This window comes from Micromonospora sp. NPDC093243, assembly GCF_044753725.1.
Classification (GTDB): Bacteria; Actinomycetota; Actinomycetes; order Mycobacteriales; family Micromonosporaceae; genus Micromonospora.
The window spans coordinates 869492-885244 of record NZ_JBIVNT010000003.1; the positions used below are offsets into that span (position 1 = coordinate 869492).

The 15753-nt window shown below is 64.1% G+C and carries 14 protein-coding genes and 1 pseudogene; 4 read left to right on the plus strand and 11 right to left on the minus strand.

The annotated features are described in order from the left end of the window. Positions 1-13: 13 nt before the first annotated feature. From ACIP9D_RS13660 to ACIP9D_RS13670, 3 genes are all read right to left on the minus strand, one after another. On the minus strand, positions 14-1258 hold the full coding sequence (locus ACIP9D_RS13660) for a hypothetical protein (RefSeq protein WP_350875410.1): 1245 nt from the start codon (positions 1256-1258) through the stop codon (positions 14-16). A 228-nt stretch (positions 1259-1486) separates the two neighbouring features. Beyond that, the gene (locus ACIP9D_RS13665; RefSeq protein WP_350875412.1) at positions 1487-4000 is read right to left on the minus strand and encodes a DEAD/DEAH box helicase; all 2514 of its coding nucleotides are present in this window, start codon (positions 3998-4000) and stop codon (positions 1487-1489) included. Positions 4001-4268: 268 nt separating this feature from the next. Then, the gene (locus ACIP9D_RS13670; protein ID WP_350875414.1) at positions 4269-4916 is read right to left on the minus strand and encodes a hypothetical protein; all 648 of its coding nucleotides are present in this window, start codon (positions 4914-4916) and stop codon (positions 4269-4271) included. Between the two features lie 795 nt (positions 4917-5711). Here ACIP9D_RS13670 and ACIP9D_RS13675 point away from each other — a divergent pair. Beyond that, complete coding sequence (locus tag ACIP9D_RS13675) at positions 5712-6893, plus strand: protein kinase family protein (protein ID WP_350875416.1); 1182 nt, start codon at positions 5712-5714, stop codon at positions 6891-6893. A gap of 77 nt (positions 6894-6970) precedes the next feature. Here the strand turns inward: ACIP9D_RS13675 and ACIP9D_RS13680 are convergent, their stop codons facing one another. Then, complete coding sequence (locus ACIP9D_RS13680; RefSeq protein ID WP_350875418.1) at positions 6971-7852, minus strand: hypothetical protein; 882 nt, start codon at positions 7850-7852, stop codon at positions 6971-6973. A gap of 289 nt (positions 7853-8141) precedes the next feature. Then, positions 8142-8744 (minus strand): hypothetical protein, encoded by a 603-nt coding sequence (locus ACIP9D_RS13685; RefSeq protein WP_350875420.1) that lies wholly within the window; start codon positions 8742-8744, stop codon positions 8142-8144. Positions 8745-9995: 1251 nt separating this feature from the next. Between ACIP9D_RS13685 and ACIP9D_RS13690 the strand changes: the two genes are divergently transcribed. Beyond that, positions 9996-10970, plus strand: coding sequence for a hypothetical protein (locus ACIP9D_RS13690; RefSeq protein ID WP_350875422.1), 975 nt, complete (start codon positions 9996-9998; stop codon positions 10968-10970). 110 nt (positions 10971-11080) lie between these two features. On the opposite strand, the gene ACIP9D_RS13695 is transcribed toward ACIP9D_RS13690, so the two are convergent. Continuing rightward, entirely contained in the window at positions 11081-11275 is a 195-nt protein-coding gene (locus tag ACIP9D_RS13695; protein WP_350875424.1) for a DUF397 domain-containing protein, read from the minus strand. A gap of 13 nt (positions 11276-11288) precedes the next feature. After that, positions 11289-12164, minus strand: a complete 876-nt coding sequence (locus ACIP9D_RS13700) for a helix-turn-helix transcriptional regulator (protein WP_350875426.1) — start codon at positions 12162-12164, stop codon at positions 11289-11291. 572 nt (positions 12165-12736) lie between these two features. On the opposite strand from ACIP9D_RS13700, the gene ACIP9D_RS13705 reads away from it, so the two are divergent. Beyond that, positions 12737-12982, plus strand: a complete 246-nt coding sequence (locus ACIP9D_RS13705) for a hypothetical protein (RefSeq protein ID WP_350875428.1) — start codon at positions 12737-12739, stop codon at positions 12980-12982. Between the two features lie 83 nt (positions 12983-13065). Here the strand turns inward: ACIP9D_RS13705 and ACIP9D_RS13710 are convergent, their stop codons facing one another. From ACIP9D_RS13710 to ACIP9D_RS13725, 4 genes and pseudogenes are all read right to left on the minus strand, one after another. Beyond that, the gene (locus ACIP9D_RS13710; RefSeq protein WP_350875430.1) at positions 13066-13245 is read right to left on the minus strand and encodes a hypothetical protein; all 180 of its coding nucleotides are present in this window, start codon (positions 13243-13245) and stop codon (positions 13066-13068) included. A gap of 174 nt (positions 13246-13419) precedes the next feature. Then, positions 13420-13632 (minus strand): DDE-type integrase/transposase/recombinase, encoded by a 213-nt coding sequence (locus ACIP9D_RS13715; RefSeq protein ID WP_400449890.1) that lies wholly within the window; start codon positions 13630-13632, stop codon positions 13420-13422. A 22-nt stretch (positions 13633-13654) separates the two neighbouring features. Next, a pseudogene (locus ACIP9D_RS13720) lies at positions 13655-13768 on the minus strand (DDE-type integrase/transposase/recombinase); the annotation flags it as partial. 190 nt (positions 13769-13958) lie between these two features. After that, complete coding sequence (locus tag ACIP9D_RS13725; RefSeq protein ID WP_350875469.1) at positions 13959-14837, minus strand: IS3 family transposase; 879 nt, start codon at positions 14835-14837, stop codon at positions 13959-13961. Positions 14838-14904: 67 nt separating this feature from the next. On the opposite strand from ACIP9D_RS13725, the gene ACIP9D_RS13730 reads away from it, so the two are divergent. Beyond that, positions 14905-15753, plus strand: an 849-nt coding sequence (locus ACIP9D_RS13730) for an IS256 family transposase (RefSeq protein WP_350874789.1), incomplete at its 3' end; no start/stop codon positions are given.

Genomic DNA, 15753 nt, shown 5'->3' on the forward strand with positions numbered 1-15753 from the left:
ACTGTCTGCGGACTTAGATTCGATGGAGTCCCGTGCATGCGTTTAGGCAGCGGTCGCACGAGACATCCATGCCAGCAACGAATCCGTCCCCAAGCGCTCGCCGGAGGTCATCGACGGAAACGCTGATACTTGAGAGCCTCGCGTCGGGTTGTGCTGGCTTCGCGACAATGCTTACCTCTTCAATGGTCATCTCGACGATCGTCGAAACCAAGCCGGATCGATACATCTGATCGCTGGCATGCTCGCAACCCTGCTCCCGGAGACAAACCCGGCACCACCCAAGGTCGTCGGGGCCACCCGGCACGAGGTAGGCAACACCCGGGAGGTGCTGACACTCAGACAGGTCGTCACCGCAAAGCGAGCAGCGCTTGCGGGCGTAACCGCCGACAGAGAGGCCGACCCGAGTGTGAGCTAACGCCACCGGACAGCGTTGGAAGTACTCTGTTTCCTCCCGCGCGATGGTGCAGCCGAAGGTCTGCCTGACCCAAGTGGCCGCGCGATCCATTTCCTGGTGGACGGTGTCTTCAAGGTCGGTGTCTTCTGCCCAGTTGAGCGCCGACGCATAGGCCGAGAGCCCTTCGCGGGCCTTGCCCTCGGCAGCACCACTGTCGCCGTCAGCCACCAGAGCCGATTGCGCCGCGACGATGCGGGTGCGTGCTTTGCTGAGACGCGACTCGATTTCCTGTTGATGGTGTGCATCGAGCAGGTCATCGGACGGCCCTGCCTGAGCGAACCCCGATGACGTGACTGGGAGCGCGTCGTCGGGTGCCGATGAAAGGGGCGGAGCAGGAACCGGGCTGAGGCGCTCGATGGCACTAGTGACCGCCATCGGTTCGCCACGGACAGTCCATGTCGTGCTCGACGAATCTGGCCGAGCGTCTGTGATCTGGATCTCGAGCTCGCGTGGATTGCCGTCGGACCGGCGGCGGCGGATCCACCCCGCGAGCCACTTGGCGCCATCCCAAGCAGCGTTCGTCAGCAGCCCCAAGGCAACGCTGACGACTGCTGTGGTGACGGCGCTCTTTCGCACCTCAAACAGACGTCGACCTGGTGGATCGGCATACGCAACGCGATAGCCGGCTGCGCGTAGGTTCTTGGCCAGGAAGACTGTGTCAGCTGGGTACAGGCCGCGGCCTTCCTCGTCTTGGCCGACAGGAAGGATGACTAGGTCAACGTCGCTGAAGGTTCGGACCAAGCCAGACGTGACGGCGTCGGCTCCTTCACGAACGACTGCCGGCGACGGGGACGCAGAGGTCATGTCAACACCTTTTCTGAGCGCCCCACGGCGCGCCTTCCTCCAATGGTGCCTGCCTGCATCAACACGTGGGTCGGCAAGATGGGCTACGACCCTCGGGCATCGCGGGATCAAGAGGATGTCCGCGTACGCCGCCTGTCGGTGCTCTTCGTCAAACTGAGCGATTGACGACGATGAACCCGCAGGACGCACGCACCTTCTGGAGGGCCCTCATGGAAAACGCCTCGGGGGTCAGGCGCTTGCCGGTTCGCGGTAGGCGAGTTGCGTGTAGGTGGTAATCAGCGCGGACGCGCCGAGATCGAGCGCGGCGAGCTGTGGTTCGACGGCGCCGGGGGTGCGGTACTTGTCGTCGAGGGCGATTGCTCGCGCGAACCGCCGGATCGCGTGCTTGAGGGCCTTGAGCTTGGGCTCGCTAATGATCCGTGTGTCCCGCGGGGGTGTTCCGGAGTGTTCGACGACGTGGGTGGGGTGCACGAGCACCGGGATGACCATGGCATCGCTGCCGTATTCACACTGGCACCAGTTGACCGATCCGGAAAGCTGGTTGATGTCCTTCTTCCAGATGCGGGGGGCTTGTGCGCCCGTCTTGGCCTCGATCACCACGTAGGTGCGGTTGCCGGCGGCCCACAAGACGTCGCTGCCAATCCCGAAGTGGCGTTCGGGCTGCTGGGCGCTGAAGCCGAGATGCGCGCCGAGGTCGGCGAGCGCTGCTTCGGCGGCGTCGGTGCGGGTCCGGTCCCAGTCGATGTCGTCCATGAGGGCGTCGAGTCCGACGATCAGGTCGTGCCCGGTCGCGTACTTGTCGACCAAGTACGCCGAAGCCTGGTGAGCCTGAGGCGATGGCGGGCTGATCCGGCGGTACTCAAGGCCCGCACGCGGGCGCAGCACGGCGTTGTTCAACAGCGCCGCTTCGGTGAGCGCTTGCTGCGCCGCGACGGTATCGACTGCGTTCAGATAGGCGGCGTGGGTCTCGCCGAGCCATCCGGCCAGGGGCGCGTCACCGCCGTCGCGAGCGGCGTCCACAGCGGCTTTGGCCTGCTCGGCGGCATCGCTGGCCCGATGGCCGATGGCACTGTTGTAGGCCGCACGCAGATGCGTAGCGGTGGCGGACACCGACGCCGGGCTGTAAGTCACGCCGATCAGTGCTTCACGCGACGCCAGCCGGAAGCCCCGGTCGTCGTTGATGACTTGGGTGATGACCGCCCGCAGCCCGGTCAGGTCGGTGCCTTCCAGGTCCCGGGCGACCTGGCGGGACAGCTCGAGCTGCGCACGCGTGGCCTCTGAAAGGCGGTCGGCGATCTCTGGGCGGGCCAGTAGCTGGGTCAGGCGCGGCCCGAGCAGCAGAATGGCGCAGCGGTCGTCGCGGCTGCGCACGCCGCGACCCATGCCCTGCTCCAGACGCTGAAGCTGCCGGGTCACCATGGCCTCGGTGTCACGCAGGGCGAGGGCCTCTCGGCGTTCGAAGCCGCCGTAGGCGAGTGGAAGGTTGTCGATGATCAGCAGCCGACACGCCTCATCGGGCAAGTCGATCCCGTCGTACCGGTTGATGATGACCACGAGGCCGACGTGCCCAGCCGTCAGCCGCTCGACCGCGCCGCTGATGTCGTCGGCCTTGCTGACGATCAGGGTGGCCTCGGACGCCCACAGGGCGGCCTGCCGCTTGCTGGGAACCAGGACGACGACGTTGCAGTTCTGGGCGATCGAGGCGGCCAGGGCGCGTACGTCGTCGTGGGAGATGTCCGGGTTGAGCTCCTCCGGCGCCAGGATCAGTCGGTCACCGAGGTCGGCGGCGCTGTCGGGAAAGATCGACGTGGCGATGCTGTCCTTATCGGCGTCGAAGTGGGTGACCAGCACGCTGTCGTCGGCCAGGGTTGCCGTCAGGTAGATGCGTTGACGCGCCTGCGCGAAGCTGGGGATCTTCTCGATCGGCGGGCACGGCGGAATGATCTCGATGTCGTCGGCCGTCACGACCGCCTGGCACCACGGCAGGATGTCGCTGATCAGTGGCCACGACCACTCGAATGCCGGGCTCGAGCGCTCGGGATGCAGAATCTGCAATACGCCCTCTTGCTTGTCTTGCCACGCCCAGAACGGCACGGCCAGCACCGCGCTGGGATCTTGGTCTTGGATGTCCAGGAACTGATGCGGGCTCTGGGCCCTGAGGTCGTCTTCGAACAGCTCCAACAGCGGTGTGTAAGCGGAGTGGTCGCGCGGGATGCGCAGACGGGTGTTCTCCTCCGTCATGGCCAGCGCGGCGTGCGCGTCGTCGACCACGACCGACCCGACCATCACCGGCTGGTGGCGGCTGGCAGGCACGGTCAGACCGAACCTGGTCTTGCCATTGATCAGAACGTTCATGGTGGTGACGCAGATGGCCTCGCCGCGCAGGAACTTCGATGATGCCGGGTCGTCGATCGTAGCGATGCCGAGGTTGCGCGCTTCGGCGCGCACACGCTTGGCCAGGTCAGGAGTCGGGGACAGGTACAGCGCCGGGCCTGTCCTCTCGTTCAGGCAGCACTGCAACATGAGCAGCCCGACGATAGTCTTGCCGCCTCCTGTGTTGGTCTTGACGACGATGTCACGCTCCGTGCGCCGCGCCGACCAGGCGTCTAGGACGTCCTTCTGCACCGCGCGCAGGTAGCCGTAGCCGTCGGCCTTGTCCGGCAGAGCGTCGAATAGCCTCGCGGGATCGGTGATCCGGCCGATCGTGCCACCGGCCGACAACTTGCTGAAATCGAACGCCATCTTCTGTCCTCGTGTTCGCCCCGAACCGGCTGCGATCCTCCCATGCTGGACCACGGTGCGGCACCCACCCATTCGTGACAACGCCGGGCAGGCTCTTGAGTCCGTCGCAGACGAGGTTGGCCGCTCGATCCTGCGGGCCTACAAACAAAGCAGGTACACCGCAGTCCGCTTTCAGATGCTCGATCTCATCGACAAGCCCTTGCTCTTCTCGGCCTACCGTGTCGACGAACCCGTAGAGGCTGACGAGTATGCAGAGCTGGAGCTCACCTCAGCACCCGTACAGATCCCGCATAGCTTCCTCGTACTCGTTGCGCTGGTCGATCATCACGCGGATGCCGGTGTCCGAGCCGTCAAGCAGGCCGGCGACCGCCTCCATTACCTCGTGGAACCGGCGGATGTGTACGCGGCCAAGCGTCGAGAGTGTCTCCGACCCGTCTCTTTGGATCGGGTAGCGGAAGTGCTCGGAGGTGGGGTCGAACCTGTTGAGCTGCAAGAGAACCCGCTCGGCGTTGTCCAGATCTTCTTGAGAGTCGCTCGGGAATGCGTCCTGCAGCAGCGGGCGAGCCATCCGCCACAACTGGTCGATCTTGTGGGTTAACGGTAGGTTCGCAGGCTCGCGGCGATACGCTTTGGCCAGGAGGATTAAGGCCTTGAGCTGGAGCTCGACGTAGCGACGCCAACACATGAGGAACGGATAGACCAAGTAGTCCTGGTCTCGACCGGCGACAGCGACCTGCTCGGCGATCACCGTAGCAGCCTTCCAATAGCCCTGGACGTAGCCGATCCAGCGGTCCCGCGGCCAGTCCATGCAGGCCACAAGCCACCAATCCTCGCCCTCGGCCAGCAGGTCGGTGTCATCCACCGGCCAGGGAAAGTCGAAGTTCGGATCATCAGCGTGGTCGCGGGCCAGGCTCATCGACTTATTGTTGCGACTAGTGTTCCGGCTGTCCAGTCGTTTTATCTTTGCCCAATTCACTCTGCCTCCGTCGCCGCTCGAACCATCGCCTTCAACTCCTTCCTCTGCGTTCTTTAGTTTGCACTAACTGACGCATTATGATGCAAACGGTTCTCGCTCCATCACGACCATCGCCGCCCGTAGTGCAACCCAGTCCTCGACTGAGCGATCGGCCCTGACTCGACCTTGAAGACAGCGATCGACCCGAGGACCGTGTCCGTGAAGGCGTCGCCCGCTATGGATCATGGCCGGGGTGCCGGCGCGAGGACTGGGAGGTGATGTCCACTGTCGTCGTTAGTGGATCTCTTGGCCTGGGAGCGGCTCGGGTTGATGCGCGGTCGTAAACTGCTGGTCTGGCTTGGCGCGGCAGCAGTCGTGCGACGGCGGCGGTCGGCGGCCGTGCGGGAGTTTGGCCTCTGACTCCTGCCGGTCAACAACGCTGATGAGATCGGACGAGGCTTCTGCCGACTCGCCCACGCTCATCCGGTACGCACCCGCGGGGGCAGGCTGCCGCCCGTGCGAAGGCTCTGGGCCAGGGCGGAGGAACACATCGAACCCGACCATGCCCGCGCTGCGGCTTTGCCAGAGGCGGTGACGCGCAGCGCCCGGCAATGCGGGCAACAGGTGCACTGTCATCCCGATGAGGGCCAGTGGCCAACTCTGCCTTAATCTAAAGGCGCTCAGCTCGGGTATAATCTCCGCGACTGTCTGCTTAGCGACTGCTGTGAAGCGGCAAATAGAGGCTGGTGTGGCTCGATGGCGAACGACGCAATGAGGCCTTCGGATTTTTTGCTGGAAGATCTCAAAACGAAGTATGCTGCCCAGGAAGCGTCGCAGGCTTTCTTGCGACTCTACGAAGACCATGACTTTAGCCAAATGTTTGCGGTCCTCCACGAGCGGCTAAACCGGCACTTCGAAAGCATCAATGATCGAGCGAGGAGCACGCATCACTACTGGGCGGATAGCAGTCGCGACCTTATAGCCCTTATTGATGAACTGAACCAGGACCTTCAAGGCCTCAAGCACGCTGGCATCGAAGTCTCATTCGATGACAGATACAAGCAGGCGATCAAGCGTTGCGATCCATGGCTGTCGAGCAGCGGCGGGAGTACGGTTCCTGACGATTTTGAGCAGATCATGGTTGTTAAGTACGAGCCGGTCTTCGTCCGACCGGAAATGACCGCGAGGCTGGAGAAGCGTCAGTCGGCGGTGAACCTGAAGATGGAAGGACAAGGCTCCTACGCTATCGTCTACTCCTACCTCGATCCTGACTATAACGTCAGGTTTGCGATAAAACGCGCCAAGAAAGGCATTGAAGACCGCGACCTACTTCGATTCAAGCGAGAATTCGAAGTCATGAAGCGTCTCAGCTTTCCGTACGTTCTTGAGGTGTACCGATACAATCAAGAGCGGAATGAGTATCGCATGGAGTACTGTGACGACACGTTGAGGGGCTTCATTGCCAAGCGCAACAACAAGTTGTCGTTTTCCTCCAGGAAGCGGATCGCGCTCCAATTTCTCTATGGCATTAACTACCTCCATGGTCAGAAACTGCTTCACCGTGATATCAGCCTTCAGAACGTTCTTATGAAGGTTTATGCAAGCGGTGCCGTTCTGGTAAAGCTGTCGGACTTCGGCTTGGTCAAGGATCAGTCGTCGAACTTCACTCGGACTCAAACAGAGATGCGCGGTACCATCCGCGATCCGCTCCTCCACGACTTCAGGGGCTATGGGGTTCGGAATGAGATTTATTCGATCGGCTGGGTATTGTCTTATATCTTCACAGGGCGCGAATCCCTCAAGTCGAGCGACGATGAAGTGAGTCGGATAGTGCGCAAATGTACGGCACACGACGTCTCGAAGCGTTATCAGTCCGTGCGTGACGTCATCTTGGACGTCGAACGGCTTGATGCGACTCCGACGGATTCGCCTGCTTGATCGCCGCTGGCTCCTATACTCCCGCGTTCAATATCTGCGGTATGGGTTACACCTCAGGGGCCGCACTTCCTAAGTCGCTACTCTAGTTTGCTGGACCAGCGTAGTAGGTTTGTGTACGCCGTGGTGGCGGCGGACAGGTCCTCGCGTAAGCCGGCCATCGTGATCAGTCGGGACCCCCTGGACCGACGGTCCACGAGGTGCCACTCAACCCGCCGAGTCTTGCCCGGACCTTCAGAACGCGGACAAGCCTCGCCGATAACCCGCATGAGGTTCCCGTGTGCCAGCTCGTTGCGACGCCTTACTACGTCCCACAACTCCTCGAACGGGAGAGCATTTTTTACTTCCGGGTACGCACCACGCTCAAGTAGCGACTCGACATGCTTTAGCCGTTTCCCGATCATCCACTGGTCTAGCTCGCGTAGACGCGTCTCCGGATCGTCCGGGCGTTCCAACTGCACGATCACATCGCTGAGCAGATCCTCCAAAACGGTGCTCTGAGTTATAACTAGACCTCGCCGCTCGTCAAGAGCGCCGCGTTCAGCAACCTCCTCCCAGTCAATGTCAGCCGCGTCGTGGAATGCTAAGAGGAGATCATAGCCCGAGAATACGTGCAAGGGTTCGTCCGAGTTGTCGTTGAACGAGACCTCCACGGCCTCAACCGACATCTCCTCAAGCTTCTGAATGGTGTCCTCATCTAGCATCCCTGCATAGGCCCATTCGGTTGTGTACGAACAGAGAAGGTCCGGATAGTCCGCCGTCCGGAAGGTGCAGGTCCAACCACTGTCACCAGGCACCAGATCCGAGCTCTTCCGCAGAACTTTGCCGTGACGCGGGCACCTCATATGCTCCGCCACTGGAGTTGCTTGCCACCGACGAAGTAGCGCGACCTGCTCGGGAGCGAAGGGTGCGTACACCTTTGGTGTGTGGGTAGGAAGTCCCAGTGCGATTCTGAGCGCCATGCAGCGGCTCCAATCTCGGTCAGGAAACGATGAGGCGGCTACGGCTCAGAGACGTATGTGCGTTCGTCTCTGGACTGTCGGACCCGGAATTTGACCGGATCGAGCAGGAGTCTGGGTTCCGGTTTGCCGCGCTGCTAAACCCGCTCTCGGTCGAGTTCGTCGCGCCTGTAGTAGTTCGGGGAGTTTCGGCAGAGCTGGCAGGCGAGAACCAGCGGCTGACCGGCCTTTCCAGGTAGCGTCTGGCCGCAGCACAGGGGCGAACTCTCCACCCCGGCCGCTTCGGCTTGTGTCATAGCGTCACCGTATCGCCGTTCGCATGCTCGTCCCGCGGGCCTGTCACGGCGCGGCGTGCGTCCGCTCTCGGCCAGGTCGACGGTTCCGCCTCGCTCGGCCGTGACCGTGGCGTGCGCGTCGACGGGGATCCAGCTGACGCGGTCGCGGTGCCGGTACGGAGCCACGTGCCGTGGAGGATGCCCTCCAGCAGGTGGTCGAGGTGAGGGCGAGGACCGCAGGGGAACATGGCGGTCGTGGCGGCCATCTGCCGGCTGTAACTGTGCGGGTTCAGCGTCGGGTATAGGTGCAGGCTGCAGCAGGGCTTGGCCTTGCGGGTAGCCGGGCACCGGGTGGTGCCTGTCCACAGGTCCGCCCACCCGCATCGCTGCGTCTCGAAGGTGATCGCGCCGGCGCCGATCTCCAGCCGAGTTTCGGACAGGTCCATGCGGTGGTCGGCGAGGGCCGGCACGGACAGGTGCGGCACCGCGTGCAGGAACGCGATGTCGCTGGCGCCACGGTCGGTCGTCCACACCACCCGGTCGCCAGCCTTGCGGAGCGCTCGTTGCCGGACCTGAATACTCCGCGGGGTTGCCTTGGAATGCTGGACCTCCCCGGCCACGGGGCAGGTCCGGGCCGATGGCCAGGACGTCGGGGCGGCGGCGGGCTCGTGGCCGCCACACCTCGACCGCGACGGTGCCGCCGACGGCCTCCCAGGTGCGGGCCTTGCGCTCCTTGAGCGCCTTGTGGGTGTCGGTCTCGGGCTCGTGCTCCGGGTGCGGAGAGCGGCCGTCCTCGTGCCGGAACATCGGACCGTGCCGGCCTTCGACGAAGGTCAGCCAGACCGCCATGCGAGGGAGTCCTTTCTGGGCCCGGTGGCGCATGCAAAGCAGGCAAAGTAGCTTCTTGCCGCCGACGCCGTGGGGGCGGTCGTTGGCGAGCCGTTCGCGCAGGTCGGGTTGCTCGGGATGGCCCCAGAGGTTGAGCCGCGGCTGCAATTCGACCCCGGCGGATACGTAGAACACGCCGTCGTTGAAGGTGAGCGGATCGAGTTGCTCCCACACTGAACGGGACACGAATTCCCCCTGGCGATAACCCGGCGCCGCCGCTGCCATCGGTGAGTCACGCAACGTCTACTCAATGTATCGGACGCTGACAAACTTTCGAAGCGGGTAGTTCTCGCAAATGTCCGTTCATGGCCTGCACTTGCGCGCGTCCTGCTGTTGGTCCGAAGGATCGCTTAGGTCTGCGCGGCCGGGGCGTCAGAAGTGGAGTCGGTCGGTGGACTGCCTGAGTAGTGTCATCAGGGCATGGGGCCCAGAAGCCCTGGCATTTCTCGGTGCCGTGGTTGCGAGACGGCGACGCAGAGGCGCTGCGGCGGGTGCTGCGCCGGCCCGGGTTGCAGGGTGCCGAGGGCCTCGCGGTCGGGGATGGCGGGGGACTCGACGAGCGGCACCTGAACGGCTTCGCGGTCGAGGCGCGGGCGCGAACACCAAGCCGGGATGCCGGCGGTGGCGAAAGGCGGCGCAACAGCCGCCACACCGCGTCCTGGTCGACTTGGGCGCCGCTGGCGGTGGCGACCAGGGGCCGGCGGCGCCGGACTGCGGCCTGCCTTGCCGGTACGGGTAGCCCGGCGGCGGCGAGGTTGGGGTGGCCGGCTAGTTAGGCGTCGAGACGGCCCTACCCGCCGGTGGGCCACCGTGGGGCTTTACCCGACGAAATCGGCTCGCTACGCGAAGCCCTGGCCTTCAATGCCGACACTGCGGAGCATGAGGAAGACAGCGATGCCCGGAACCGTTGCTGCTGCCGCTGACCGACTGCAGCCGGGGCCAGCCAGATGGAATGTCGTGCGGTGCCGATATGGTCCATCCCTGTGGCGGACATGAGCAATGACTACGTGCTGACGCTCGTGCAGCGAGCGCTGGACGAGATCGACGATCGGCCGATCGACGCGACAACCCGACGGGCGGCCCGGATTGCTTCGCTGCTGGGAGAAACAGAATTCGCTGTCTATCTCGGCATGCAGCTTAAGCCCTCCGGCGGCCAGCCATTCGCCAACGCTGAGGACTCCAGGAACCTGATGGCGGACCCATCGTTGTGGGACGACCCCGACGGGCCAGTCGAGGCAGCCATGACGCGCTATCTCGCCTCGCGAGCCATCACATCAGGACCCGATAAGGGGAAACATGCTGCTCACGGGCTGGGCACGGTCGAAAGCCTCATCCAGATGTTCCCGGAGAACCCACCGAATTACGATGTAGCGCTCAGCGAGCAACTCATGCGAGACGTCAAAGAAAGGGTGAAACACTCGGTGTTCGCCGCCCTGTGCGCGTGGGAGCGGCAGCTGACCTACGCCAATGTCAACGAACGTATCTTCGAGCGCTTCCGTTCCAAGGTGGACGCCATGCTGGCGCAGGGCGCCCCGGCCTTGCTCGATCAGTTCTCCGCCGTGTATCGGCGGCTACGGGCAGCAACCAGCGACCCAGCCGTGCCGGTCGCAGAGGAACTCTCGCAGGCCGTTACCACGTGTCGGCGCATACTTAAGGCAGTCGCCGACCACGTGCTACCCGGCGTACCAGGTGCCAAGACCGACGCGGGCCACTCACTCAACGATGCGGCTTACCGCAATCGAGTTTACGAGTACGTCAAGAACCACACGCCCAGCGACACGACGGCCGAGACGGTGAACGTAGCAGTGGGCGGCTTGATCGAACGCTTCAACGCGATCGACAAGCTCGCCAACAAGGGGGTGCACGCCGACGTCGGTGTGCCGGAAGCCGAGCTCTGCGCCATCCATACCTACCTGGTCGCCGGCGAACTCCTTGCTCTCGGGCGAGCGACGGCGTAAATCATGAGGCCCGTCGCCCAATAGCAGGGCGTCCGCAACCGCTGGCAGGCTCTCGGTGATGTTGTGCGCGGTGGGGCAGGGAATCTTGACCACCTTGGGCGGGATCGCTCCTACGCTTGGAAGCTGCCGGCCTTGATGCGCTGGATGAAGGCGAGCCAATCGCCGTGGGAGATGCAGAGCATGGGTCCGTGCGGCTGCTTGCTGTCGCGGACCATGACGACCTGTGGTGGCGTGGCCACCTCGACGCAGTTGCCGCTTGAACCGGACCTGGTGCTCTTGCGCCAGACAGCGCGAGACAGGTCCATGGCTCCTGGCCTCCTATGTGATCAGCTCGGCGGCAATCGCACGCAGCGTATCTCGTGTGGGCTTGGGGGCCAGTGCCTGGGCTTGGAGTTGCTCATGTGCTGCGGCGTATGCGGCGATTTCCGATGGTCGGTCTAGGTACAGCGCGCCGGTCAGCGTGTCGACGTAGACCATCCGCTCCTCGGCGGCGTCGGGGTAAGGCTCGGGAATCGGTGGGAAGTCGAGGATCACGAAGCTGCCGTCGAAGCCAACTCCGGCGGAGTACGGAAGGAGTTGGATCTGGACGTTGCTCTTGGTCGAGCCCTCGATCAAGCGGTTGAGTTGTCTGTGGAGCACCTCGGGTCCGCCGACCATCCGCCGGGCTGCTCCCTCGTCGATGACTACGCGCAGCAGCGGCGGATCGTCAACTGACAGGATGATCTGCCTCTCCATCCGGAGCGCGACTTGGCGCTCTACCTCGTCGTCGCGCATTGGGACCGGCGCGCCTTCAAACGCGGCCCGCGCGTACTCCTCGGTCTGCAGCAGGCCGGGCACCATCTGGCATTCGTAGGTGCGGATGACCGACGCCTCGGACTCCATCCCGACGTAGGCGGCGAACCAGTCTGGCAAGACGTCGCTGTACCGCTGCCACCAACCGCGCTGCTTCGCCTGACGCGCTACGGCGATGACGGCTTCCGCTTGATCACCTTCTACCCCGTACAGCGCCAGTAGCGCCCGCACGTCGTTGGGATGGGGCCGTACCTCTGCCGTCTCGATACGACTGAGCCAGCTCGCATCGTGGTCCACCCGCCTGGCTGCTTCGGCAGAGGTGATGCCAGCCCTGTCACGGAGCTGCCGCAGGGTCAGCGCCAGTCGTCGGCGCCTGACGGTAGGGCTTTGGCGTTGAGGCACCTGGTCATCTTGCCATGCGAAGGACCTGACTTCCGTTCGCAGACACGCGGAACGCAGGGCGGCAATCCGCATATTGCGAATTGCCGTGATGCGTGGCAACGTGTTCGCCGGGTGTGGTGGTCGGATGACCGAGCGTGGCCCGGCTGCCATGCCCCCATATGCGGGAGGGGTCACGGTGGGCAGGCAGGTCTCCTACGACCAGTACGTGATCGCAGTCGCCCTGACCTTGGCGCGTCGACATCGGCCGGTGTGGTCATGGAGAAGAGCTCGGAGGATTTGTCGCTGCGGGGGCGAGCTGCCGTGCCGATCGAGGCACCGCATCCCCATCCGCCGCCGGCATTGGCCAGGGGAGGCGGGATGACATCTCACGCGCCTGTTCTGCCTATTTGGAGTTGCGGTGGGTGCGGTGCCCCTTGGCCGTGCCGCACTCGGAGGCAGGAGCTGAAGGCCGAGTACGAAGAAGCGCCCATGTCCCTAGCTCTATACATGGGGTCGTGCCTGGTGGCCGCGAGCCAGGACATGGGTTGGGCTCCGGCCGGGCTTCTTCATCGCCGGTTCCTCGGGTGGGTGCGGTGACCGCACCCCGTGCCGGTGACCTTCTCTACGTGTCCCGATCGGCCAGCGTGCAGTTCATCAACCCGATCTTCTTCCGGGTGATCCGGGTGCTCGGCTGGCGGACATACGACGGCTGGCTCTGGCTCGAGGGCTACCAACTCAACATCAAGGGCGATGCTGTCGCTCGACGGGCAATATTCGTGCAGCGGGCCGGCCTGCGATCCGGTGAGATGGCGGGGCAGCCGGCCAAGCCCGTCAGGTAGGGCAGAGGGCGACAGCGGGGCGAGGGCGACCAGGGGCTGAGGTTCGAAGGGAACACAATAATTGGCCTTATGTGACGCGTGAGCTACTGCAGGAGATCGGCGAGGTCGACCGCGCTGATGAGTTCGGCGAGCGCGGGCTCGGTGGCGAGGTTGAGCGGTTGCAGTTCTCCGGTACGTGGTCGGGGGTTCAGGAGCAATTCGCTGTTGGTGTCGTTCGCGTCGGCGCCGTTGCGTTGCCTGATCGACGGACGTACTGAACCCATGTCCCGGTTTCAGGTCAGAACGCTCGGGTGATATCGGTAACGCCGCGGCCACTCGCGAAGCCGGCGAGGCGTCGATGGTGAGTTCGTGGTGTCCGCGGCGCAAGTTCTGCATGAAGGCAAGTCCGGCGACGGTCACTGTGCTGTCTTGTCCGTTCGTAGCCTACGCATCGCTCTCTACCGCTGTTTGAGCTGGCTGGCATCAGCCTCGATCGGATTGTTCGCGCACTGCTCGACGTGGTGCCATGCGGGATCAGCGCGTCGAGCACGCCGGGAGAGACCGCCATTCGCGTCGGTGACCACCTTGCTGGGCGTCACCCTCGACGCAGACAACGCTCGTCGGAACAACCGCCGGGCGGCGCCGGCGTCTCGACGTGCCGAGACCAGCACGCCGATGACCCTGCCCCTCCTGGTCGACGGCCCGGTACACGTAGCGGTATACCCCGTTGACCTTGACGTAGGTTTCGTCGACGAACCACCTCTCACCCGGTGAGTGGCGGCTGAATCGGGCGGCGTCGGCCAGCATCGGGGTGAACCGCTACACCCACCGGTAGACCGTGACGCGGTCGACCTTGACGCCGCGTTCAACCAGCAGTTCCTCAACGTCACGGTAGGACAGGTTGAACCGCAAGTACCAGCGGACCGCGACAACGATCACCTCCAACGGGAACCAGAACCTGAACCGCCCCGGGTTCTGTGGAGACCTCAGCTGTTGACTACAACCACCTCGCGGGGCTGGTGTTGAGCGTAGAACGTCGATTCGTATTCGGTCGGTGGGCGTGGCCGATGGCTGAGTGCAGGCGCTGGTTGTTGTACCAGTCGACCCATTCGGCGGTGGCCAGTTCGATCTGGGCCAGGCTGCGCCACGGCCGGCGGGGTTTGATCAGTTCGGTCTTGTACAGGCCGATTGTGGATTCCATCAGCGCGTTGTCCAAGTTGTCGACGCTGCCGATGGAGGCATCGATACCGGCGGTGAGGAGGTGGGTGGTGAACCGGAACGAGGTGTACTGGCTGGCGGCGTCGCTGTGGTGCACCAGGCCCGCGCCGATGGGCTGCCCGGCGCGGGCGAACAGGCCCATGTCGAGGGCGGTCAGGACCAGCGGGGTGCGTTTGTTTATCGCTGCGGACCAGCCGACGGTCGCCCGGGAGTAGACGTCCACGACGAACGCGACGTAGACGACGCCGGACCAGGTGGCGACGTGCGTGAAGTCCGCGAACCAGCACCTGTTGGGCCGGGCTGCGGTGAAGACCCGGTTGAGCAGGTCGGCAGCCCGCTGATGCCCCGGGTCCGCCATGGTGGTGTGGATCTTTTTGCCGCGCACGACGCCGAACAGGCCAACATTACGCATCAACCGCTCGACCGTGCACCGAGCCGTCTGGTGACCTTGGCGGTGCAGCTCGTGCCAGACCTTGCGGGCTCCTCCGTAGACGCCGTAGTTCGCGGCGTGGATCCCGCGGACCAGTTCCGTCAGCTGCGCATCGCGCACCTGCCGCTTCGACGGCGGACGCTTCTTGGCCGTCCGTAGCCACTCGGGGTGGGGCGTGTCAGATGGTCTGTGTAACGAGATCAGCGTGAGCTGAAGGAGTACACAGATGACCGTGACTGGTGATCAGCGCGGGAGTGAACCGTCGCCGTCGTTGGCTCGTGCGGCGGTCGACGAGATGATCGATGCCGGTTTGCTCGATGAGGTGATGCGTCGGGTGGATGCCGGTGAGGTGGCGTTGACCGGTGAGGGAGGGTTCCTGCCGGAGATGCTCAAGGCGGTGCTGCAGCGTGGTCTGCAGGCGGAGTTGACGGGGCATCTGGGTTATGAGAAGGGTGATCCGGCTGGGCGGGGGTCGCCGAACTCGCGTAACGGCAGCACGCCGAAGACGGTGCTGACCGAGGTGGGTCCGGTGCCGTTGGAGGTGCCGCGGGATCGGGCGGGCACGTTCGAGCCGCGGCTGGTGGCCAAGGGGGTTCGTCGCGCCGGCGGCCTCGACGACATGATCATCTCGTTGTATGCGGGTGGGATGACGGTCCGCGACATCCAGCACCATCTGGCTCGCACGCTGGGCACCGAGCTGTCCCACGAGACGATCTCGAAGATCACCGACTCGGTTCTCGACGAGGTCAAGGCCTGGCAGTCGCGGCCTCTGGAGGAGATCTACCCGATCATCTACCTCGACGCGCTGGTGGTGAAGGTCCGTGACGGGCACCAGGTGCGCAACAAGGCCGCGCACATCGCGGTCGGTGTCGACCTCGACGGGGTGAAGCATGTGCTCGGGATCTGGGTGCAGGCCGCCGAAGGGGCGAAGTTCTGGGCCGGGGTCTGCGCCGAGCTGCGCAACCGAGGCATCCGCGACGTTCTGATCGTCTGCTGTGACGGGTTGACCGGCTTCGCTGAGGCGATCGAGGCGACCTGGCCGTTGAGCACCGTGCAAACCTGCACCGTGCATCTGATCCGCGCCGCGATGCGGTTCGTGTCCTACACCGACCGCAAGAAGGTCGCGACGGCCCTCAAACCGATC

Excerpts from the sequence above, each read along its gene's own strand:
- ACIP9D_RS13660 (WP_350875410.1), bottom strand. The coding sequence starts at position 1,258 with ATGACCTCTGCGTCCCCGTCGCCGGCAGTCGTTCGTGAAGGAGCCGAC.
- ACIP9D_RS13665 (WP_350875412.1), bottom strand. The coding sequence starts at position 4,000 with ATGGCGTTCGATTTCAGCAAGTTGTCGGCCGGTGGCACGATCGGCCGG.
- ACIP9D_RS13670 (WP_350875414.1), bottom strand. The coding sequence starts at position 4,916 with ATGAGCCTGGCCCGCGACCACGCTGATGATCCGAACTTCGACTTTCCC.
- ACIP9D_RS13675 (WP_350875416.1), top strand. The coding sequence starts at position 5,712 with ATGGCGAACGACGCAATGAGGCCTTCGGATTTTTTGCTGGAAGATCTC.
- ACIP9D_RS13680 (WP_350875418.1), bottom strand. The coding sequence starts at position 7,852 with ATGGCGCTCAGAATCGCACTGGGACTTCCTACCCACACACCAAAGGTG.
- ACIP9D_RS13695 (WP_350875424.1), bottom strand. The coding sequence starts at position 11,275 with ATGGACCTGTCTCGCGCTGTCTGGCGCAAGAGCACCAGGTCCGGTTCA.
- ACIP9D_RS13710 (WP_350875430.1), bottom strand. The coding sequence starts at position 13,245 with ATGGGTTCAGTACGTCCGTCGATCAGGCAACGCAACGGCGCCGACGCG.